Origin of the sequence: Lysobacter yananisis (assembly GCF_031199375.1) — a bacterium.
Lineage (GTDB): Bacteria > Pseudomonadota > Gammaproteobacteria > Xanthomonadales > Xanthomonadaceae > Lysobacter > Lysobacter yananisis.
The window spans coordinates 929451-949768 of sequence record NZ_CP133568.1; the positions used below are offsets into that span (position 1 = coordinate 929451).

The window sequence follows — 20318 nt, forward strand, 5'->3', positions numbered from 1 at the left end:
GGTGCCGCGTCGCAGATCAACGGCGCGGGCGCGGCCCGCGCGGCCTCAGATCCAGCCTTGCTCGACCAGTTCGCGCTTGAGGTAGGCGTAGTAGATCGGCGCGGCCACCAGCCCCGGCATGCCGAACAAGGCTTCCATCATCAGCATCGCCAGCAGCAGCTCCCATGCGCGCGCCTGGATCTCGCCGCCGACGATGCGCGCGTTGAGGAAGTATTCGAGTTTGTGGATCAGCACCAGATACAGCAGCGCCGCCGCGGCGACGTAGACCGACACCGACAGACCGGCCACGGTGATCAGGGTGTTGGAGATCAGGTTGCCGACCACCGGCAGCAGCCCGACCACGAAGGTCAGCACCACCAGGGTCTTGGCCATCGGCAGGTGCACGCCGAACAACGGCAGCACGATCAGCAGGAAGGCCGCGGTGAACGCGGTGTTGAGCGCGGAGATCTTGATCTGCGCGAACACCACCCGGCGGAACGCGTCGGACAGGCGCGCGGCGCGCGCCAGCATTTCCGAGCCCAGCGGACCGAGCTTGAGCGGCTGCAGTTCGTCCTGCAGCGCGATCATCGCGCCGAGCACCATGCCGATCACCAGCCGCGCGCCCAGCTGCACCGCTTCGGCGCCGACCAGGCTCAACTCGCCGCGGTGCTCGTCCAGCCACGCGCTCAGCGCGCGCTGCAGGTCGCTGAGGTCTTCCGGCAGGTAGGGCTGGGCCCAGGCCGGCACCTGCGCGCGCGAGGCGTCGATGACGTCCATCAGCCGCGCCAGCAGCGCCTGCTCGCCGCCGGTGTCGGCGCGGAAGAACGCGATCAGGCCCAGGGTCGCCAGGGTCAGGCCGCCGACCACCAGCGCCGCGATCAGCATCACCGCGAACAGCCGCGCCCACTGCCCCTTGATCCGCCGGTCGGCCAGGCGCGCGAGCGTATGCACCAGCTGGAACACCAGCAACCCCGACAGCAGCGCGCTGAGCAGGCCGAACTTCAGCACCAGGAACAGCGCCGCCGCGGCGAACAGCCAGGCCGCGATGCGCGCCGGCGGCGCTCTCAGCGACGTCGCCGCAAGCGTGGAAACGGCGCCGGGGCCGGGTGCCGCGGCAGGATCGACGTGGGGTTCCATTGCGGCGTTCCGGGGGTGCGATGCGGCATTGTAGTGGCGGGCTTCGCGCTGTCACCCCGCCGCGAGCGGCGCCCATCGCCCCGCCGCCCGCGCCCGACACCGGCGGCGCCGGACCCGGCCGCTTTCACGCCGCGACGCCGCGCGCGTTTTCCCTGTGCCGGCCCATCCGGCGCCCCGCCGCGGCGCCCTCGCTCCGCGACGCTGCGCGGGACGACGCGGGCCGCGCGCCGTTTCCCGCGCAGGTAGCGCCGCACCGATCGCCCGCCGGGCCGATCGCACACACCCCAGGTGACGCCATGAGCCGCATCGTCTACGACCGCAAGCGCTGGAGCCCGAACACGCCGATCTTCCTCAACATCCGCGCCGGCGCAGGCGCGCTCGCCCGGCGCCAGATCGCCGACTTCGGCGCGAGCTGGGCGGCGGCGGTGCTGGGACCGGACCTCAAGATGCCCGACGCGCAGCAGACCAACTATCCGTCGGTGGGCGGCGCGCCGTGGGACCGCGTGCTCGCCGGCGGCCCGCCCGACACCTTCGTCGGCGACCGCCCGCCGGGCTGGATCCGCGGCCATCTGGTCAACGGCCGCTGGCACGGGCGCGGCGACACCTGGCGCAACCTGGTGCCGCTGACCACCATCGCCAATCCCAACCACGCCACCGTCGAGCAATACATCGACAACTACCTCGACGCCTGCCGCCGCTACGAGGAACAGGCCCAGCGCGATCACTGGTACGGCGTGTACTACTGCGTGCGCGCGTCGAAGAACCCGTTGTCCGATCCGTCCGAGACCGACGACGCGCACCTGTACGCCTACGCGCCGGAATTCATCCGCATCGACTGGCGCGCGGTGCGCATCGACAAGCCCGTCGATCGAACGCCGCTGCAGGCGCTGAAGAACATGGACAGCTATCCGATCCAGCCGGTGGCGTCGTTTTCCTCGGACCTGCGCCTGCCCGCGCTGCCGACGCCGATGTACGACCGCCACGTGTTGCCGGCGGACAACGCCACCGGCGGCGAGCTGCTGACCGACCTGCCCGCGGATTTCCCGACCGCGCAGGACAACGAGTTCGACGACTGGTTCGAGATCCATCAGGTCGTGCCGGACTGATATCGCCGCGGCTGCGTTGTCGTATCGGCACGCGCCGAGAAACGGCGAGCGGCCTCCCAGAACGCGCAATCCGCCGCGGACAACGAGGCGCTCGATCACAGACACGGGCAACGCCCGCGACCATGATCGCCGCGCACCTTGGTGGCCGCGCCGACGCCGTCGATGCGGCGATATCGATGGGAGATCCGCGCGCATGAAAACCACGCACGCCGCACCCGGGCCGAAGCGCGACACCGCCGCCGCGCTTCGCCGCTACGCCGCATGCGGCCTCGCACTGGCCGCGCTGATGCCGGCGCTCGCGTCCGCATACGGCACCTGCAACGCTTATATCAACGCCGACGGCACCGTCCAGGCGGTACGCGGCGAAGGCGACTGCTGGATCGGCTGGCCCACGCGCATCGCCACCGGGGTCTATACGGTCGGAGTGAGTTATCCGCTCATGGACGACACCGATCCGGCCACCGGCGCGCCGATCCGCACGTTCCACCCCGGCATCTGCACGATCAGCGCCGGCAGCGAGCACGCCGGCGCGGCCAGCGTGAAAATGGTTCCGGACTTCAAGCCGCCCATGTCGCCGCAGCCGGTCCCGTCGACGCACAACGGCCGCGTCACCTACACGGTGCGCACCTTCGCCGCCGGCACGGGCCCGACCCTGGTCCCGGCCGACCTAGATTTCTCGATGCTCTGCATCAACTGATGGCGGGCATCGGCCGGCGAGCCGGCGCTGCCGCCGCTTCGGCGAGGAGCCTCACGCGCATGAACACTCCATCGACGCCATCGACGCGACGCACCGGCCGCGGACTTCGCGCCCGGGCCGCGCTCGCCGTTCTTGTCGCCGCGACCATCGCCGCGCCGCTCGCGCACGCCAAATGCGCCGCGTACATCAATGCCGACGGCTCGCTGCGGGCCTATCGCTACGGCGCGGACTGCTACGCCGGCTCGTCTTCCGTACGCGTCGCTCCCGGCGTCTACCGGGTCAGCGTCGGCTATCCGCTGGACTCGGAGATCGACGAGGAATCCGGGGTTTACACTTACTCGTTCACCCAAGGCATCTGCAACGCCAGCCTCAGCGACGGCGCCGCGCAGGCCTCAAGCATCTCCATGCAGCCCAGCATCAAGCCCAGCCAGTACTCCGACACCGTTGGCCCGGACTACGACGCCAACATCGTCTACACCGTGCGCACCTTCGCCGCCACTCAAGGCCCGACGCTGGTGCCGGCCGACCAGGACTTCACCTTGATGTGCGTGGACTGGACGCCGTACGAGCCGATGCGCCTGCGGCAAGCGCAACCGCGCACGAATCGCCCGCGCGCCGCGCGTTGAGCGCCGCGCGCCGCGTTTGCTCATCGCAACGAATTGACGGACCTGACTGCGGGCGCGCGTCTGCAGACCGACGCCCCGCGTTGCAAGGTGAAGCGAGGCCATGGTTGCGCACCGCGATGTCGCGACCCTCGCGTGGGCCACCGCGTCTTCAGCTCGATGAAGACAACGCGAAGCGAACATCGCCTGCGTGCCTGAATCCGCGCGCCACGTCATGACAGTCACGATCTTCATGATGCCGATCGCCAATGAGTGAACTACGTCGTTGCCATTTCCCGCGCGCTTGCCGATAACGAATGGCCGGACGGCATCGCGCATCGCGGCGCATGCGCAGCACGACGCAATGCAATGCATGACCGCGGACCGATCGCATCCTGCGATCGGCGCCGCGATGCATGCGCCGCAAGCGTAAATCGATGCCGGTCCGCCGCCAGAGCCGATGCCCCGGCTCGCCATCGACCCTATGTGAAAGGAGATCACATGCGCCTCATTCCCCCACCCCGCAAGACCGCCACCGCGCTGGCCGCGCTCGCCCTGTCGATGGCGTGCGCGACCGCCTCGGCGCAAGTGAACTGCGCAGACTGGCCCGCCACCGGCGATCCCTCGCCGTTGAACCTGCTCGAAGCCGAACGAGCGGCCCTCGACCGCGAAGCCGCCTCGCCGCACCCGCGCGCGCACGTCGGCCCGCTCGGCGATTCCGAGCAGAACGCGGGCCTGCAGAGCTATCCCAACCTCATGACCAACGGCGACCGGCGCAGGTCTTTGCTCGGCCTGAGCGTCAACGACAAGATGCAGGCCCATCACGTGTTTCCGATGGCGCAGGTGCGGGCGCTGCCCGATGCGTACAAGACCCCGCTCAACCAGGTCTGGAGTTCCGACAGCGCGGCCAACCTGATCGCGCTGCCATCCGACGCCGTCACCCAGAGCGCGATGGCCACGCCACTGCCGATCCATCGCGGCAGCCACATCAAGTACAGCGCCGAGATCGAAGCCCGCTACATGAAGAAGAAGAACGACGGCCAGGACTGCAAGCTCGACCTGACCCAAGCGGACAACATCAAGAAGCTGGTCGACAGCGTGATCTCCGAGATGCGGCCGGAGATCGAGAAGGGCACCGCCAGCAAGTGGTATCCGAACCTGTGCGATGCCCAGGGCGGCTTCTGCGATCTGTCGCAGGATTCCGACGGCGACTGAACGCGCGGCTCGCGGGCGCGATGGGTCGAAGTCGACCCGACGCTCCCGAACGTCCCCTCGCCGGCGCTCCGCGGCGACGTTCGCCGATCCTCGCACCGCCGCGACATCGGGACGGGGATCGGCAGGCCCGCGTTTTGCCGGGTCTGTCGGTTTCGCCGCGGCGCCCATGATCGTCGCCTGCGCGGCAGCGCTACCGCGTCGTCATGCCACGACCGTGGCGGCCGCCATCGCGGCCGCCACCGCGCCGCCGGCCGCCGGTCGCGCGCGCGCCGGCAAAAGGCCCGCGGACTTCACGCACTTCCAGCCCCGGGACCGGCTGGCGCACAATGCGCCGGCTATTCGAAGGCCGTCGCCTGTCGGCCCGCTCCTCGTTCCCCGTTCCCCGCGACCGGCCGCGCGCCGACCGCCGGTCCAGCGCCGCCCGCACCGGCGGCGGCGAGACGCCGGCAAGCGCCCGTCGGCCGCGTCCCTATGCTTCCGCCACGGAATCACGCCCATGTCCCTGCGTCCCAACCTCCTCTCCTTCGGCTTGGCGCTGGCGCTCGCCGGCGGCCTCGCCGCGTGCAAGCCGGCCGGCAACGAAGCGTCCGCGCCCGAGCCCGCCAAGCCCGCGGCCGCGGCGCCCGCCGCAGCGGCGACGCCGGTGTCGGGCGTCGATCTCGCCGGCATGGACAAGTCGGTGAAGCCCGGCGACGACTTCGACGCCTTCGCCAACGGCGGCTGGCGCAAGAACTTCGAGATTCCCGCCGACCGCTCCAACTACGGCGCGTTCACCGTGCTGCTGGAAACCGCGGAGAAGCGCAACGCCGAACTGATCGCGCAATTGGCCGCGAGCAAGCCCGCCGACGGCAGCGACGCGCGCCGCATCGCCGACTTCCACGCCGCCTACATGGACGAGGCCGGGATCGAGAAGCGCGGCCTTCAGTCGCTGCAACCGCAACTGGATTCGATCAAGGCCATCGCCTCGCGCGCCGACCTCTCGCGCGTGCTCGGCGCCGGCGTGCGCGCCGATACCGATCCGCTCAACGCGACCAACTTCCACACCGACAACCTGTTCGGCGTGTTCGTCGCCAAGAGCCTGGACGAGGCGGCCTACGTCGCCACCTTGATGCAGGGCGGCCTGGGCATGCCCGACCGCGAGTACTACCTGTCGCAGGACAAGGACATGGCAGCGACCCGCGCCGCCTACGAAACCTACATCGCCGCGCTGTTGAAGCAGGCCGGCGTCGCCGACGCCGACACCAAGGCCAAGGCGATCCTCGCGCTGGAAACCAAGATCGCCAAGGCGCACGCGCCGGTGATCGATTCGCAGAACGTGCACAAGTCGAACAACCCGTGGCCGGCCGCCGCGTTCGCGCAGCGCGCGCCGGGCATCGACTGGACCGCGTTCTTCGACGCGGCCGGACTGTCGGCGCAGAAAACCGTCGTCGCCTGGCAGCCCGGCGCGATCGCCGGCATCGCCCGCCTGGTCGGCAGCGAACCGCTGCCGGCGTGGCAGGACTACCTGACCTTCCACGCGCTCGACCACGCCGCCTGGAACGAACCCCTGCGCGGCCCCGGCGAACTGCCCAAGGCCTATACCGATCTGGCGTTCGGTTTCCACGGCACCACCCTGGCCGGCACCCCGCAGGCGCGCGAGCGCGGCAAGCGCGCGCTCGACGCGACCAGCGCCGCGCTCGGCGACGCGGTCGGCAAGCTGTACGCGGAGAAATACTTCCCGGCCTCGTCCAAGGCCAAGGTCGAGGAGATGGTGCACAACATCCTCGCCGCGTTCGACGAACGCGTGGACTCGCTGGCGTGGATGTCGGCGCAGACCAAGGCCAAGGCGCGCGAGAAGGCCAAGTCGATGCGGGTCGGCGTCGGCTATCCCGAGCGCTGGCGCGATTACGCCAAGCTGGAGATCCGCGCCGACGACGCGCTCGGCAACCGCCTGCGTGCGGAACTGCAGGAATACCGCCACCAGATCGGCAAGCTCGGCCAGCCGGTCGACGCCGGCGAATGGTGGATGACCCCGCAGACCGTCAATGCGGTGCAGCTGCCGCTGCAGAACGCGATGAACTTCCCCGCGGCGATCCTCGACAAGCCGTTCTTCGATCCCGACGCCGACCCGGCCGCGAACTACGGCGCGATCGGCGCGGTGATCGGCCACGAGATCAGCCACGGTTTCGACGACACCGGCGCCGAATTCGACGGCCAGGGCAAACTGCACAACTGGTGGACGCCGGAAGACAGCAAGCACTTCGCCGAAGCCACGCAGAAGCTCGCCGCGCAGTACAGCGCCTACGAGCCGCTGCCGGGCCTGCACGTCAACGGCAAGCTGACCTCCGGCGAGAACATCGCCGACGTCTCCGGCCTGACCATCGCCTACATGGCCTACCGCAAGTCGCTCGGCGGCAAGGATGCGCCGGTGATCGACGGCCTCAGCGGCGACCAGCGCTTCTTCCTCGCGTTCGGCCAGACCTGGCGCAGCAAGATCCGCGACGCCGCCCTGCGCCAGCGCATCCTCACCGACGGCCACGCCCCGGCCGCGCAGCGCGCGCAGACCGTGCGCAACATCGACGCGTGGTACGACGCCTGGGGCGCCAAGCCGGGCGAGGCGCTGTATCTGGCGCCGGAGCAGCGGATCAAGATCTGGTGATGCGTCGCGCGCGCGGACGCGGACGCGTCCGTGCGCTCGGCGGCCGCCGGCCGCGTTGGCGGCGCTAGTCGACCGCCGGCACCAGGATCGTCGGCAAATCGCTGTCCGCGTGCGCGCGCAGCAACTGATAGGCGATGCCGCCGATGCCGGGCAACAGCGCCGGCGAGAACACCTCGCGCGGGCCGCCCGAATAGGCCCCGTGCCGTTCCAGGCCGGTCACCAGCGCGGCGAGCAGGTCGGTCTTGCTCACGCCCTCGGGGCCGACCCCGGCATCGATCGCATGCGCCAGCAATTCGCCGTTGCCGGCATCGCCGTGGCAGGCGCAATGGTTCCAGCCCAAGCCTGCGCGCCAGGTGGCCGCGGCGGCGGCGCGCAAGGTTTCGCGCGTGCGCGGTTGCAGGTATCGCCGGTCCAGGTCCGCGCGCGCCAAACCGATGCCGGTCGCGCCGTGGCACCACGCGGTCGAGGCGGTCACCCCGGGCAGCATGCGCAGGTCGCGCCAGTTGCCCTCCTGCGTATCGAACAAGGCGTCTTCGAACGCGAACGCGGCCTGCGCGGCGTCGTGATGCTCGCCGCGACCGGTCTCGCGCGCGAGCCGCGTCAACGCCCAGCCCATGCCGCTGGCGCCGTGCGCGAACCCGCCCAGGCCTTGCGGCCAGCGCTCGTGGGTCCAGAACAGGCGGCCGTCCTCGCGTCGCCCGCGCTCGACCAGGCGCCGGCCCAGGTCGCTGGCCAGATCGGCGTAGCCGGCGTCGCCGCTGGCGCGCGCCAGCATCAACAGCGGCGCGATCGCGCCCGCCGTTCCCATCAGCACATCGTTGACCTCGTCGGCCGCGGCGGACTCCGGCAGTTCCTCGGCCAGGGCGCGCGCGCGGGCCAGGCCGTCGCCGTCATCGAGTCCCCAACGCGCGAGTTGCAGCCAGGTCCAGATCTGCGAGCCCAGGCCGACGTACGCGCCGGGCGTGCGCGGCCGCAGCTTCAGCCGTCCGCGTCGCTGCTCGGCGCGCCGGGTCTCGGCGAAGGCCAGCGTGCGCACGCTGGCGGCGAACAAGGGCTCGACTCCGTCGAGCCGGTCCGCGCGTCCGGCCGCGACCTCGCGCAGGTACGCGCCGGCCAGCAAGGCCATGCCGGACACGCCGTTGTAGACGTCGACGCCCAGCGGCTGCACCGCCCAGCCGGCGGCGGTGAAACCCGGCGCGACCCAGGCTACCGTGCCGTCGTCGCCGAATATGGCGTTGTCGATCATGCGGCCGACGATGCGCGCGGCCTGCTCGCGCCGGCGCCGGTCGAGATCCTCGACGCGCGGCTCGACCCGCAGTTGCGGCATATCGGGCATCCAGCCGTCGTTGGCGTAGGCGCTGATCAGCGAGGCGCCGATGAAGCGCCGCTCCATCTCGAAATCCGCCGCTTTCCAGCGGCGCCAGGATTGCTCCGCCAGATCGCCCGGCGCCAGCCACCGGGTGCCGCGCGGCCCGTGCAGGCGTCCCTCGCCGACCCGGGTGGAAAACAGCGGAATGTCGCCGTCGAGCAAGTCGTCGATCTCGGCGTCGATCACGTGCGGATCGTCGGGCGCGATGGAGACGTTGGCGGCCATCTTGGCCAGCAGTTCGTGCGCGGTGCGTCGCGCCTTGGCCTCGTCGTGCAACGACACCGGATGCCACAGCATGCGGCCGATCTCGGCATAGGCCTCGCTGGCGCGCGGCACCACCCGCACCTGGCAATCGGCGAAGGCCGCCAGCGTCGCGCGCAGCGTGCCGTCCGCATCCATTCGCTGCAGCGTCGAGGTCGACGCATCGAAGCCTTGCAACACCTGCGGCCAATAACGATGCAGCACCGGCTCGGCGCTGGGGTGGTTCTGCGCGACCGGCGCGGCCACCAGTTGCTGGCCCAACCGTGCCCGGTCCGATCCCGCGTCGACGATGCCCGGCAGGCTCATCATCGGCTGCTGGCCCGGCAGCATGCCGGCCGCGGAATTGTCGACGCCGCGCCAGCCCAGGCCGGCGCCGCGCGTGGGCAGCAGGCCGATGTTGAGTACGGTGCCGGAGACCAGGTCGACGGCGCGGTCGTGGCCATCGCCCAGCCCCGACGCGAGCGTCGGCAGTCTCGGCGTGAACAGGGTTTCGCAATCCACCACCACCGGGCGACCGCCGTGCGCGATCAGATTCTCGGCGTGCAGGTCGGTGCCGCCGAGCAGGCGCATCACCGCCAGCCAGTGGCCGATGCCCAGGTAGAAGCTGCGCAATTCGTCTTCGCCGGCCGCATGGCGATGGGCGACGAATTCGCTCCAGCCGTGCCCGCCGCGATCCACCACTCGCGGCACCGCGATCGGCAACGCTGCGCCGTGCGCGTGTTCGAGCGTCCGCAGGAATCCGCGCAACGCGATGTCGATCGCCAGCGAGCGCGGCTTGTACACCACCTGGCCGCCTTCGCAGGCCACCACGGCCACGGTCAGTCCCTGGCAATGACTGTCGCCCGCGCCGAAACGCAGCGACTGCAATTCGCCGGGTTCGCCCGCGCACAGTTCGGCCAGGCGCGATCGGTCTTCGCTCCAGCGCCGGGCGAACGACAGCGACGCCGCGCAGCGATGCTCGACGATCCGCCGCACCCGCGGCAGCAGGGTCGGATAGTGCGGATGCAGCCCGTCCCAGAACTCGCGTTGCGACGCCAGTTCGATGAAACGCTGCCAACGTTCCTGCGCGCTGCCGTCCTCGCCCAGCCGGCCGGTCACGCGCGCGGCGTTGAGCTCCAGCAACAGCAGGCGCCCGACCTTGGCGTGCACCACCGTGGTCAGCGATTCGCCGGTCGCCTGCAGCACCCGCTCGGCTTCGCGCTCGCCCAGGCCGGGGCTGGAACGAAGCTGGGCTGCCAGATCGTCCAGCGCGGACGAGGTCAGGCAGCCCAGCGATGCTTCGAAACCGCGTGCGTCCGCTACAGACGCCATATCAACCCAGGATGCAGCACATGACCGTGCACGATCCCGTGCAGAGCGACGCGGTGCAGCCGTCCACGCTGTCGAACACCAAATCCGCCTGCGCGAACTCGCCGCTCGAGAACAACGGCCCGGCCGGGTGATCGGCGCCGGCCTGATTACGCCACGCGATCGTCAGATCCGCGGCCTGCTTGTCCATTGCCATGACGATTCCTCCTTGTGGAGCATTATCGGAATTCAACGATTCGGCGGCACCGGATCGTGCCGCACCCCGTGCGGATGAAAGTCGCTATGGAAATGGATCCGCCATCGCGACCAGATCGCTATCGTTAACAGCACGCCCTCCTTTTGCGTTCGGGTACGTTGCGAGGACACTTGCGCACGCGCCTGAAAACCCCGATGGACGGAGCGGCGAGATCGCCGCGTCGGTGTTTCGTCCCGTCCGTGCCGTTCCAGACACCGTTTCAGCCTTGCACCGGCCTCGCCGGCAAGTCAATGCGACAGCGCGGGCCGAATCGCGAAGCGCAAGGAGGTTTCGTGCCGGGTCGCGACCGCAAATTGCCGCGCCGCGACTGCGTCGCATGAGCCGCGCCGATGCCGGACCACGCGCATTTCCAGCGCCTTGCGCGCGCGAACGCCGCGGCGTGCGGCGCGTGGCGGCGGCCGAACATTCGTGCCGAAATCCGAGACAGGCCTGCGCTCGATAGTGAGGCTCAGTACGCATCCCATGACGCGCCGCATCATGTGCTAGCGTCGCCTGCCAGGATGTCCGGAAGCCACCGCCGCTTCCGGAACGCGCGCGCATCGCGGTACCGCAAGGACGCGCGTCGTCATGACCCCGCAAAGGGAATGAGCCGCGGCGGCTTTCAACGGAGGAATACCGCATGAAGGGATGGATTGGCAAAGGGGCCGCGTCGGCTTTTTTCGTCGGACTCATGATCGCCGCCGCGCCGGCCGCGGCCGAGCCGACCTATGAATGCACGGCGTCGGCCGAGGGCCATATGTTCCTGGTGCCCTACGATCATCCGCGCGATCCCGGTTACTACTACCAGTGCCGCGGCGGCGCCTGGCGCCTGATCGCGGTCTGCAGCCAGAGCGCGGGCTGCCCGCCGGCGCCGGATCCGGGCGGTCCGATCGTGGAGATCTGAACGCTCGCCACGAGCGGACAGGATCGCGACGGGAAGCGGAGTCCAGTCCTGGGCTCCGCTTTTTGTTTGCGCGTTGTTCGCGCGCCCGGCGACGGCGATCGCGGAGCGCGCGTGCGCTTCGGGCGTGAGACTCCGACGCCGCGATCCGACATCGCCAACCGGCGTCGATGACCGCGCGCCGATGATCCAACAACGACGACCGAACTTCGTCGACCGAACCCCGACGGCCCGAATTCGATAAACCGGCGCGACCGGTTTCACGCTGCGGCGTTGCGCGCGGCCGCGCTTCGCGCTCACCGCTTCTATCGTTCGCTCACCGCACGCGATGGATCACGGCATCGCCGGCGCGACCGTGGTGAGTTTCTCCCTGGCACGCCGCTCGCGCTTGCGCGTCCGCGGCGGGCGCGGCGGTGCCGCAGCCCTCACCCCACGGAGATCGTCCATGCGCGCAAGACACCTGCTGTTCGCGGTACTGCTCGGCACCGCCGCCGTTGCCAACGCCCAATCGACCTATCCCGCGCCCGGCGCCCTGATCGTGCTCGACCAGGCGGGCGGCGCGACCGGCCGCGGCGCGCTGTACGCCATCGACGCGGTCAGCGGCTATCGGCGCACGCTGTCGGATTTCGGCAACATCGCCCAGGGCACGCTCGGCGCGACGCCGAGCGGCCTGGCCCGCGTCTCGACCGGCTTGTGGGGCGGCGACGACCGCTGGGTCGCCACCGACGCCAAAGCCGGCACCGGCGGCCGCGGCGCGGTGTTCGAGATCGACCTGGCCAACGGCAAGCGCACGGTGATGAGCGATTTCGGCGACGCCTCGCGCGGCCCGCTGGGCAGCCAGCCCGAGGGCGTGATCTACGTGCCGCCGGTGCTGCTGGGGCCGCTCAGCGGCTTCTTCGTGCTCGACCGGCGCGCGGGCACCGACGGCCGCGCGGCGATCTTCAAGCTCGACGGCAACGGCCGCCGGAGCGTGTTCTCCGACCTCGGCGACGGCCGCGGCGCGCGCGCCGCGCAGGCCGTCGCCCTGACCTGGCGGCCGGGCGCGCTCGGCCTCGGCGGCAAGATGCTGGTGACCGACATGACCACCGGCACCAACGGACAAGGCGCGCTGCTGGCCATCGATCCGATCAACAAGGGCCGCTCGGTGCTCAGCGACTTCGGCGATGTGCTGCAGGGCTGGGTCGATCCGAGCCGCGACAGCGCTCCGAACTCGGTCATCGCCGGCAGCGACGGCAGCATCCATGTGCTGGTCGCCCACGCCGGCAGCGACGGACGCGGCGCCGTGGTCAAGGTCGATCCGGCCTCGGGCTATCGTCACCTGATCAGCGATCTCGGCGCGCAGGCGCAGGGCCCGCTCGGCACGCGGCCGGTCGCGATCCGCTGGTCGCGCGACCAGCAGGTCATCTACGTGGTCGACGGCGACAGCGGCAGCGATGGCAAAGGCCAGTTGTTGCAGGTCGATCCGGCCACCGGCGTGCGCCGCACGGTCAGCGATTTCGGCCTGAGCGGCTACGGCCCGCTGGGCAAGTCGCCGCGGGCGATCGACGTGAACTGATCGGGGCCGCGCGAGGCGGCCGACGCAGCTCCGCGCGGCGGGGCTGCGTCGGTTCGACGCGCTGCGAACGCTGCCTTTATCGAAGGCTGCCGACGCATCCCGTCCGATCCGCGCCCGCGAACCATGCGCGCGACGCGGCCAGCCGGGCGCGCCGCAGGTTCACCCCAGCGAACGCGCGCCGCGCGTTGGCGCGTCCGGTTGCTCCGGCGCCTGCGCCGTCTGGGTCGGCGCGGCCGTGGCGTGCTGCGCCTGCTGGCGGTCGGCTTCGGCGACGGCCGCGCGGCGCAGTTCCTGGCCCGGCCCCAGGGCGGCCGCGGCCGCCAGCGCGGTGCGGTCGCCGTTGCCCAGGTCGTGCAGCAGCGAAGAGAGATCGCCCGGACGGCGCGCGCCGCCGTCCGCCGGCGCCGGCGGGCCGATCCGCGGTTCGCCCGGCGCCGCATCCAGTCCGCGCGTCTGCGGTTCGTTCGCGCTGCGCCGATCCGGCGGCGGCGGCACCTGCAAGCCCGGCAGACCTTCGCCGGAAGGACGCGAGCGCGGCGCGTCGCCGCCGAGGGGGAAACTGAGGCCGAAGGTGACGGCCTCGCGGTCCTGGTTGCCCTGGAAACGGATGAAGGCATTGGCGCCGCCAGCATCGGGCGGCGCATAGCGCAAGCGCGCATCGACTTGCGGCCCCGCGATCCGGCCGTCGCGGATGTCCGCGCCGGCCGCCAGATCCAGGTTGAGGTTCGGCGCGAGGAAATTGGGCGCCGTCAGGGTCGCCAGCGCGTTGCCCTGGCGCGTGCCGGTGTCGTAGGCGCCGCTGGCGCCGAGCCGCCACGGATGTTCGCCGCCGCCGACCGGCACATTGGCGAACGCGTTGAAATTGACCCCGTTCGGCGCCCAGGCCGCGCCGGTGCCGAGGTTCGGTCCGGCGTTGCCGCCTTCGTAGCCGAGCGAGACGCGGTGGCGGTCGGCGGCGCTGGCGTATTCGTACGCGCCGGTCAGCGCGGTCCCGCCGGACAGGCCGAGGCGGCCGTCGACGCCGACGGTGCTGCCGTTGCGGTCCCAGCCATAGCGCGCGGCGATGGAGTCGCGATCGAACTGCAGGCCGCCGAACACCATGTTGGCGCCGGTGGCGGGATTGATCGCGCCGCCCAGGGTCGCCGAATCGACGCCGTCGCCGATGCGCAGCGCGCCGACCGCCGAACCGATGCGCGGATCGCCGGATACCGCCAGCGTGTACCGGCCGGTGCTGCTGCCCGCTTCCAGCCGGGTGGTCGCGCCGTCCAGGCCGGTCAGCGCGGCGCCGGTGGACACCACGTGACCGCCCGGCACCGGCAACAGGTCGCGTTCGAAGCGATAGGTGAACAGTCGGTCGTTGATGAACAGGCCGCCGAGCGCGGTGCCCTGTCCCGATCCGGCCAGCGGAGGAATCGGCGGATCGACCCCGGCCGTGGCGCGGCCCGGGCCGAGGATGCCGGCCGGGTTCGGCTCGGGCGGCACCTGATTCGGCGGCGGCGGCGGATTCGCGACGCGGTTGGGATCACCCATCACAGCTCTCCTTAGCGTTCTGGCGGTCCCGATTGTGGCACCGATGCGTTCGCGGCGCGCGAAGGTCCGCGGACCGGCGCTTGCCTTCGCCGCGGCTCCCGCCGCGTTCGCTCAGCGCGCGAAACCCGGTCCCGTCTGCGCCTGCTGCGGCGCGCCGCCCTGCGTCTGCGTCGGGTTCGCCTGCAGCGCATCGTTGATCCGCTTGCAGGTGTCGCGCGCCAGTTCGCCTTCCGGCACCGCGCCTCCGAAATGGATCCTCTGCGCGCTGGAGTCGTGCACGTCGCCGCAGACCAGGAAGCCGCCGCCTTTCTCGCCCTTGACGATCGCGTCCACCTGCGGCATGTGCTGGCTCTTGGCCAGCGTCGCCAGCTCGCCGGCGCGCTGGTCCGCGCACGCGTTCTCCAACACCTTGGCGCCGTGGATGAAGGTCTGGTAGCCCATGCGGTCCAGGCCGCTGATGATGTTCTTGGCCATGTCCATGTCCGGCTCCATCCCCTCGACATAGTGGCGCAGCAGCGGCGACTGGCGCGGGACGTGCGGCGGCGGCTGGAAGTCGATCATCGGGCCGTGCGGCTGCACCAGCGACGTCGCGCCGAGTTGTTGCAGCGCGGTCAAGGGCTCGCCGTTCACGTGCAAGGTGGTGTTCTTCGGCCGCAACTCGGACGCGTCCATGACCACGCCGTATTTTTCCAACGTCGCGACATGCGGCCACGCCGGGTTGGCGATGACGCTATCGACGCCGTTGGCCTGCCCGCTCACATAGGCCTGGCCGCCGCCCTTGGAATGGCCGACGACGAACTTCAGGCCGTCCGGCAGCGACGCCTTCACCTGTTCGGTCAACTCCACCGCGGCGTCGTACTGGCCGCTGCCGTAGCCGGTGGCCTGGCTGATGTTGTGCGGCCAGTCGGCCGCCACTTGGGTGCCGCGGAATTCCAGCGTATAGGCGTCGCCCTTGCGATACAGGTCCGCGCGCATGCCGCTGGGATGGCGGTGGAAATCGTCGGGGTTCAGCGGCTGCGGCAACGCGCGCAGTTCCTCGTCGCCGACCCGGGTCCAGCCGTTGAGGTCGCGCGTGCTCTTGTCCTTGTAGCCGTCGTGCATGATCGCCGCGGCCGTCAGCGGATCGAGTTCGATGCCGCCGGTGCCGGAGGAAGACGACGACGGCGCGGACATCGGCGGCAGCGGCGCCGGGCGACCGGTCGGGCCGTGATGGGACGCGCCGAACGACGGCATCGAGAACGTCGGCACGGGCACCGGTTGCGGCGCCATGGGCTTGAACGCGAACGAGGGCTTCGCAGTCGGGGGTTCGGGCGCGCTGTGGGATAAATCCTGCCCGGTGCCCGACAGATCGAACTCGTTCGCCGAATGCTTGGCGAAGGATTCGGCGAAGCCCTTGATCCGATCCGCGAACGACGGTTTGGGGACTTTGGGATTGGGATCGGACACGGTCGGTCTCCTGGTTGCGTAGCTCGGCGCGCAAGCGGCGGCGCGAAGACGAGGCGCCTTCGGTCGTTCGCTCGGTGATTAGGTTTCACTACGCAAAACGGCGCCGACGCAGGCCAATGCGTCGGCGCCTTGCGGGATCGAAGGGATCGTCGGACGGATCGAAGCGGCGGCGTCGATCTCAGGCCGCGTCGCCGCGCGCGTCCGCCTGCGCAGGCTCCGTCGCTGTCGCCACCGCCGGCGCATCGGCCGCGCTCACGCGTCCCACCCACAGCGCCGAACACAGCGCCAAACCCGCGGCGACCCAGCCCACCGTGCCGTAACCGGCGATGTGTCCGCTCGCATCGGTGCTCAGCATCAGCCCGCCCAACCACGCGCCCAGACCGGTGCCCAGCGACATCACTGCGCTGTTCGCGCTGAGGAAGGCGCCGCGCTGCTGCGGCTGCGGCACCGTGGTCTGCAGCGCCTGCAGCGGCACCATGCGGCCGTTCATCGAGACCATGAAGAACGGGAAGAACAACAGCATCGCGAGGAATCCGACCGCCGGCAGGTGGGTCACGAACAGCACCGGCAACAGCGACACCGCCACCGCGATGCGATACACCCGCTGCTTGCCGTGGCGATCGGCCAGGCGCCCGATCAGGCGAGAGGTGAAGAACGCCGCCACGCCGCCGGCCATGTACATCCACGACAGCTGCGAAGGTTCGATGCCGTGGTTGGCGACCAGCATCGGCGAGATGAAGGGAATCACCAGCATCTGCGAGGTGGTCAGCATCAGCGTCAGGGCGAAGGCGTTGAGGTGGCGCGCGTTGGCGAACAGCCCGATCAGGTTCGGCAACGCACGCGCCAGCGGCTCGCGCTGGCGCGACAGGTGCTGGTCCAGCGGCGGCACGACCCGCGCGCCGGCCAGCCAGATCAGCAGCGACAAGGCCACCAGCAGCCAGAACGGCGCCGACCACCGCGAATGCGCGCCGAGCAGGATGCCGACCGGCACGCCGATCACCGAGGCCACCGCGAACGCGGTCATCACCGTGCCGGTGGCGGCGCCGCGGCGCTGGGCCGGGATCACGTCGGCGATGATCGCCATGATGATCGAGCCCAGCACGCCGCCGCTGACGCCGGCGAACGCGCGCGAGGCCAGCAGCAGCTCGTAGCTGCCGGCCAGCGCGCAGGCCAGGTTCGACAGGGCGAACAACGCGTACATCGCCAGCAGCAGCTTGCGCCGGTCGAAGCGGTCGATGTAGGTGGCCGCGAGCAGGCCCGACAGGCCGCCGCAGATCGAATAGGCCGAGACCGCGGCGGCGAACTGCGCCGGCGAGATGTGCAGGGCGCGCATGATCTGCGGGCCCAGCGGCATCATCACCATGAAGTCCATGATCAGGGTGAACTGGGTCAGCATGAGCAGCCACAGCAGGCGGCGCTCGCGCGTGGGATCGATCGAGTACATGGGGGATGGGGCCTTGCGGTCGCGGCGACCGCGTCGATGGGGGAGGAATCGTCGGTTGGTTCGCCGCGACGGCCGCCGCACGCGGCGCCCGTCGGCGGGTCAGTCGTCCAGCGGCTCGTGCGCGCCCGGCGCGCCGCGCTTCCAGTAACCGGCCGCATGCAGGCGCGCCTTGTCGACTCCGCGCTCGCTCAGCAGATGCTGGCGCACCGCGCGGATCGCACTGGTTTCGCCCGCGGCCCAGACATAGCCGGCGTCGCGATCGTGCGGCCACTGCAACTCGCGCACCGCGCGCAGCAGCGGCGGATCGCCGGCCGGATCGGCCCCGTTGCGATAACACCAGTGAGTCTGCAGCGCGGCCGCGCTGGCGAAGTCGATGCGCGCGCTCGCGTCTTCGACTTCGAGCACGGCGATCGCGCGCGCCGCAGCCGGCAGTTCCTGCAGGCGGCGCGCGATCGCCGGCAAGGCGGTGTCGTCGCCGATCAGCAGGTGCCAGGCGAATCCGGCCGGCACCACCCGCGATCCGCGCGGCCCGCCGACGCCGAGGCAGTGGCCGGCCCGGGCCTGACGCGCCCAGTCGCTGGCCGGGCCGGCCTCGTGCAGGGCGAACTCCAGTTCGAGCTCGCGCGCGACCGGATCGAAACGGCGCGGAGTGAAGTCGCGCACCGCCGGACGCTCGACGCCGTCGGCGAAGACGAAGCCGGCCGGACCCAACGTCGGCATCGTCGGGCGCTCCTGGCCGGGCGCGGGGAACAGCACCTTGACGTGATCGTCGAACGAAGCCGAAACGAAGTCGGCGAGGTCCTCGCCGCTCAGGACGACGCGCAGCAGATGCGGCGTCACCGGTTCCACCCGGTCGACCCGCAACAGCCGCAGTTTCAATGGGTGGCGGACGCGCACGACCGCCAGTTCGCTGGATGTGTCTTGCATGGGAAGTCCTGGAATTCGTGCGAGCGCCGCGCGCGGCGGCGTTCGCGGTTGTCGGATGCGATGGCGGCGGGCTGCGCGGACCGGGTGCCGGGCGCGGCGGGCTGGCTGTGTTGAGTCGGATCGGTGGAACCGGATCTTTTGAATCGAATCTTTTGAATCGAATCTTTTGAATCGGATGCGTCGGATCGGAGGTGTGTTGAATCGGAGGTGTGTTGAATCCGATGCGGCGCACGCCGCGGGCCGGCGAGACGGCTGAGCGGCCAGGCGGCGATCAGTCGCCGCCGCCCTCGATCTCGCGGGTGGCGCGCTGCAGGATCGCGGCGATGCGGCGCTGCTCGTCGGCGGGCACGTCGTCGCGGCGGAACAGCGCGGTCTTGAGCGCGCGCCGCGCCTGGATCAGTTCCGGCAACCAGCCTCCCTCGGACGGATCGGCCGGATCCTCGCCGGCCAGCGCGCGCCGCACCGAATCCATCTTGCGCGCGATGTGGCTGAGCTTGGCCAGCATCAGGTCGACCCGCTCGCGGTTCGCGGCCAGATGTTCGGCACCCGGCGCGTCCAGCGCGTAGCGCTTGCGGTTGCCTTCCAGCTCGACGGTGACGTAGCCCAGCTCCTCCAGGTAGGTCAGCGCCGGATAGACCATGCCCGGGCTCGGGCTATAGAAGCCGTTCGAACGCGTCTCCAGCGCCTTGATCAACTCGTAACCATGGCTGGGCTTGTCCTCGAGCAGGGCCAGCAGCAGCAACTGCAGGTCGTCGGAACTGAACTTGCGCCCGCGCGCGAAGCCCTCGCCGTCGTCGAAGCCGCCGGGGAAACCGCCCGGGAATCCCGCCCCGCCGGGCCCGCCGGCGAAACCGCCGCGACGCCCGCCGCGGCCGCCGCCGCGCGGATGACCGCCGGCGTGGGCTTCGAGGTGACGGGTGAAGCACTCGAAACCGAAGAAGTCGCCGCGGCCGAAGGCGCGGCTGGGGTCGAACTCGAAGAAACGGCGCATGGAGACACCTGACCTATCTTAAGATAGGTCTTACGATATATATCTTAAGATACACAGTCAAGCCTCCCTCAAGCCGCAGCCAAGACTCATCGCCAGCCGGAGCGATCGCCCCGGTAGGCCGGCAAGTGGGATGAAGTGAGCGTCTCCACGACCAGGCATATCGCCCAGCCCTCGGACAAAAGACTGCGCGGCGGCGCGAGGCGCCCCGGCTCTGCGCTCGCGAATGCAAGCAAACGACGTGCGGATTGCGTCAGCGTCGCACCGGATTCATCGACGACACGCTTGAAGCGTCCCCGAACAGGTCGCAACGGCCCAGGCGTCGCGCGGCCCTGGTTGCCGAAGGCCCGAGGCCGACTAGGTCCGACGTCCGGCCGGGAGGCTCATGCCGTGGTCAAAGCCGCCGGCAGGACGGTACGAACGCCGCTTGCTCGCCGCGCTCCAGCGGCCAGGTCAGGGCATCGCCCCGGCACCGAGCCGCCGCGGCGGCGCAGATCATCGCGGGCGGGCTGATCGCATAAGGAATCCGGCCCGCCGACGGATAGTCTTCGGCGCCGGCCTCGCCTTTCTTCACCGTCTGCAAGATGGACCCGGAAGGCGCCACCAAGCGCGCCTCGATGAACGCGACATCCGCGGACGATTCGCGACAATCGACATGCATCCTCACCCACTTCTTGCTGTCGGGCGGCACCGCCAGTCCCTTCGGGATATCCACGGCATAGACAGGCGATCGCGTCCACGCGGCCCAACCATTCTCGTGCGGCGCCACCGAGGCGATGTCCACTTGCGGCGAGCTCTTCATGCTGGCATCGATGCTGCGCCAGTCGGGCCCGGCATCGCCGCTGGCCCTGGAACAGCCCGACGCGACGATCAGCATCGGCATGAGAAGCCAGCCATATCCCTTCAAACGGCAATCGGGACGCAAGGACGGGAAGTAGGACATGCGGCTCTCTTCGGTTCGCGGAGTGGGTCGGCCCCGG

16 protein-coding genes are annotated in these 20318 nt (G+C 70.5%); 7 read left to right on the plus strand and 9 right to left on the minus strand.

The features are described from left to right. Positions 1–45: 45 nt before the first annotated feature. Positions 46–1116, minus strand: coding sequence for an AI-2E family transporter (locus tag RDV84_RS03985; protein ID WP_309152545.1), 1071 nt, complete (start codon positions 1114–1116; stop codon positions 46–48). Positions 1117–1412: 296 nt separating this feature from the next. Here RDV84_RS03985 and RDV84_RS03990 point away from each other — a divergent pair, with 296 nt between their 5' ends. The 5 genes from RDV84_RS03990 (at position 1413) to RDV84_RS04010 (ending at position 7374) form a co-directional block, all read left to right on the plus strand. Next, the gene (locus RDV84_RS03990; protein ID WP_309152546.1) at positions 1413–2222 is read left to right on the plus strand and encodes a hypothetical protein; all 810 of its coding nucleotides are present in this window, start codon (positions 1413–1415) and stop codon (positions 2220–2222) included. 193 nt (positions 2223–2415) lie between these two features. Continuing rightward, positions 2416–2919 carry a hypothetical protein gene (locus RDV84_RS03995; protein ID WP_309152547.1) on the plus strand — a complete coding sequence of 168 codons (504 nt, stop codon included), beginning with the start codon at positions 2416–2418 and terminating at the stop codon, positions 2917–2919. Positions 2920–2978: 59 nt separating this feature from the next. Beyond that, entirely contained in the window at positions 2979–3545 is a 567-nt protein-coding gene (locus tag RDV84_RS04000) for a hypothetical protein (protein WP_309152548.1), read from the plus strand. A 477-nt stretch (positions 3546–4022) separates the two neighbouring features. Next, positions 4023–4736: an AHH domain-containing protein gene (locus tag RDV84_RS04005; RefSeq protein WP_158229968.1), complete on the plus strand. Its 714-nt coding sequence runs from the start codon at positions 4023–4025 to the stop codon at positions 4734–4736. 496 nt (positions 4737–5232) lie between these two features. Beyond that, a complete protein-coding gene (locus RDV84_RS04010; protein ID WP_309152549.1) occupies positions 5233–7374 on the plus strand; it encodes a M13 family metallopeptidase in 2142 nt (713 codons plus the stop codon). 64 nt (positions 7375–7438) lie between these two features. On the opposite strand, the gene RDV84_RS04015 is transcribed toward RDV84_RS04010, so the two are convergent. After that, positions 7439–10315, minus strand: a complete 2877-nt coding sequence (locus tag RDV84_RS04015; protein ID WP_309152550.1) for a type 2 lanthipeptide synthetase LanM family protein — start codon at positions 10313–10315, stop codon at positions 7439–7441. Position 10316: 1 nt separating this feature from the next. Then, positions 10317–10508 (minus strand): DUF6229 family protein, encoded by a 192-nt coding sequence (locus RDV84_RS04020; protein WP_057946061.1) that lies wholly within the window; start codon positions 10506–10508, stop codon positions 10317–10319. A 730-nt stretch (positions 10509–11238) separates the two neighbouring features. On the opposite strand from RDV84_RS04020, the gene RDV84_RS04025 reads away from it, so the two are divergent. Next, complete coding sequence (locus RDV84_RS04025) at positions 11239–11451, plus strand: hypothetical protein (RefSeq protein ID WP_057946060.1); 213 nt, start codon at positions 11239–11241, stop codon at positions 11449–11451. Between the two features lie 442 nt (positions 11452–11893). Next, on the plus strand, positions 11894–13003 hold the full coding sequence (locus RDV84_RS04030; protein WP_309152552.1) for a hypothetical protein: 1110 nt from the start codon (positions 11894–11896) through the stop codon (positions 13001–13003). Between the two features lie 159 nt (positions 13004–13162). Here the strand turns inward: RDV84_RS04030 and RDV84_RS04035 are convergent, their stop codons facing one another. The 6 genes from RDV84_RS04035 to RDV84_RS04060 all read right to left on the minus strand — a co-directional run bounded on the left by RDV84_RS04035 (position 13163) and on the right by RDV84_RS04060 (position 20281). Next, on the minus strand, positions 13163–14533 hold the full coding sequence (locus tag RDV84_RS04035; RefSeq protein WP_309152553.1) for a hypothetical protein: 1371 nt from the start codon (positions 14531–14533) through the stop codon (positions 13163–13165). A gap of 111 nt (positions 14534–14644) precedes the next feature. Beyond that, the gene (locus RDV84_RS04040) at positions 14645–15979 is read right to left on the minus strand and encodes a Tle-like phospholipase domain-containing protein (RefSeq protein ID WP_309152554.1); all 1335 of its coding nucleotides are present in this window, start codon (positions 15977–15979) and stop codon (positions 14645–14647) included. Between the two features lie 178 nt (positions 15980–16157). After that, a complete protein-coding gene (locus tag RDV84_RS04045; RefSeq protein WP_309152555.1) occupies positions 16158–17423 on the minus strand; it encodes an MFS transporter in 1266 nt (421 codons plus the stop codon). Positions 17424–17522: 99 nt separating this feature from the next. Further along, complete coding sequence (locus RDV84_RS04050; RefSeq protein WP_309152556.1) at positions 17523–18350, minus strand: siderophore-interacting protein; 828 nt, start codon at positions 18348–18350, stop codon at positions 17523–17525. A 271-nt stretch (positions 18351–18621) separates the two neighbouring features. Further along, the gene (locus tag RDV84_RS04055; protein WP_309152558.1) at positions 18622–19341 is read right to left on the minus strand and encodes a PadR family transcriptional regulator; all 720 of its coding nucleotides are present in this window, start codon (positions 19339–19341) and stop codon (positions 18622–18624) included. A 391-nt stretch (positions 19342–19732) separates the two neighbouring features. Then, entirely contained in the window at positions 19733–20281 is a 549-nt protein-coding gene (locus RDV84_RS04060) for a hypothetical protein (protein WP_309152559.1), read from the minus strand. Positions 20282–20318 lie beyond the last annotated feature (37 nt).

What these genes read in the sequence shown, in the direction of transcription:
- RDV84_RS03985 (WP_309152545.1), bottom strand. Translation starts at nt 1,116, where the DNA reads ATGGAACCCCACGTCGATCCTGCCGCGGCACCCGGCCCCGGCGCCGTT.
- RDV84_RS03990 (WP_309152546.1), top strand. Translation starts at nt 1,413, where the DNA reads ATGAGCCGCATCGTCTACGACCGCAAGCGCTGGAGCCCGAACACGCCG.
- RDV84_RS03995 (WP_309152547.1), top strand. Translation starts at nt 2,416, where the DNA reads ATGAAAACCACGCACGCCGCACCCGGGCCGAAGCGCGACACCGCCGCC.
- RDV84_RS04000 (WP_309152548.1), top strand. Translation starts at nt 2,979, where the DNA reads ATGAACACTCCATCGACGCCATCGACGCGACGCACCGGCCGCGGACTT.
- RDV84_RS04005 (WP_158229968.1), top strand. Translation starts at nt 4,023, where the DNA reads ATGCGCCTCATTCCCCCACCCCGCAAGACCGCCACCGCGCTGGCCGCG.
- RDV84_RS04010 (WP_309152549.1), top strand. Translation starts at nt 5,233, where the DNA reads ATGTCCCTGCGTCCCAACCTCCTCTCCTTCGGCTTGGCGCTGGCGCTC.
- RDV84_RS04015 (WP_309152550.1), bottom strand. Translation starts at nt 10,315, where the DNA reads ATGGCGTCTGTAGCGGACGCACGCGGTTTCGAAGCATCGCTGGGCTGC.
- RDV84_RS04020 (WP_057946061.1), bottom strand. Translation starts at nt 10,508, where the DNA reads ATGGCAATGGACAAGCAGGCCGCGGATCTGACGATCGCGTGGCGTAAT.
- RDV84_RS04025 (WP_057946060.1), top strand. Translation starts at nt 11,239, where the DNA reads ATGATCGCCGCCGCGCCGGCCGCGGCCGAGCCGACCTATGAATGCACG.
- RDV84_RS04030 (WP_309152552.1), top strand. Translation starts at nt 11,894, where the DNA reads ATGCGCGCAAGACACCTGCTGTTCGCGGTACTGCTCGGCACCGCCGCC.
- RDV84_RS04035 (WP_309152553.1), bottom strand. Translation starts at nt 14,533, where the DNA reads ATGGGTGATCCCAACCGCGTCGCGAATCCGCCGCCGCCGCCGAATCAG.
- RDV84_RS04045 (WP_309152555.1), bottom strand. Translation starts at nt 17,423, where the DNA reads ATGTACTCGATCGATCCCACGCGCGAGCGCCGCCTGCTGTGGCTGCTC.
- RDV84_RS04050 (WP_309152556.1), bottom strand. Translation starts at nt 18,350, where the DNA reads ATGCAAGACACATCCAGCGAACTGGCGGTCGTGCGCGTCCGCCACCCA.
- RDV84_RS04055 (WP_309152558.1), bottom strand. Translation starts at nt 19,341, where the DNA reads ATGCGCCGTTTCTTCGAGTTCGACCCCAGCCGCGCCTTCGGCCGCGGC.
- RDV84_RS04060 (WP_309152559.1), bottom strand. Translation starts at nt 20,281, where the DNA reads ATGTCCTACTTCCCGTCCTTGCGTCCCGATTGCCGTTTGAAGGGATAT.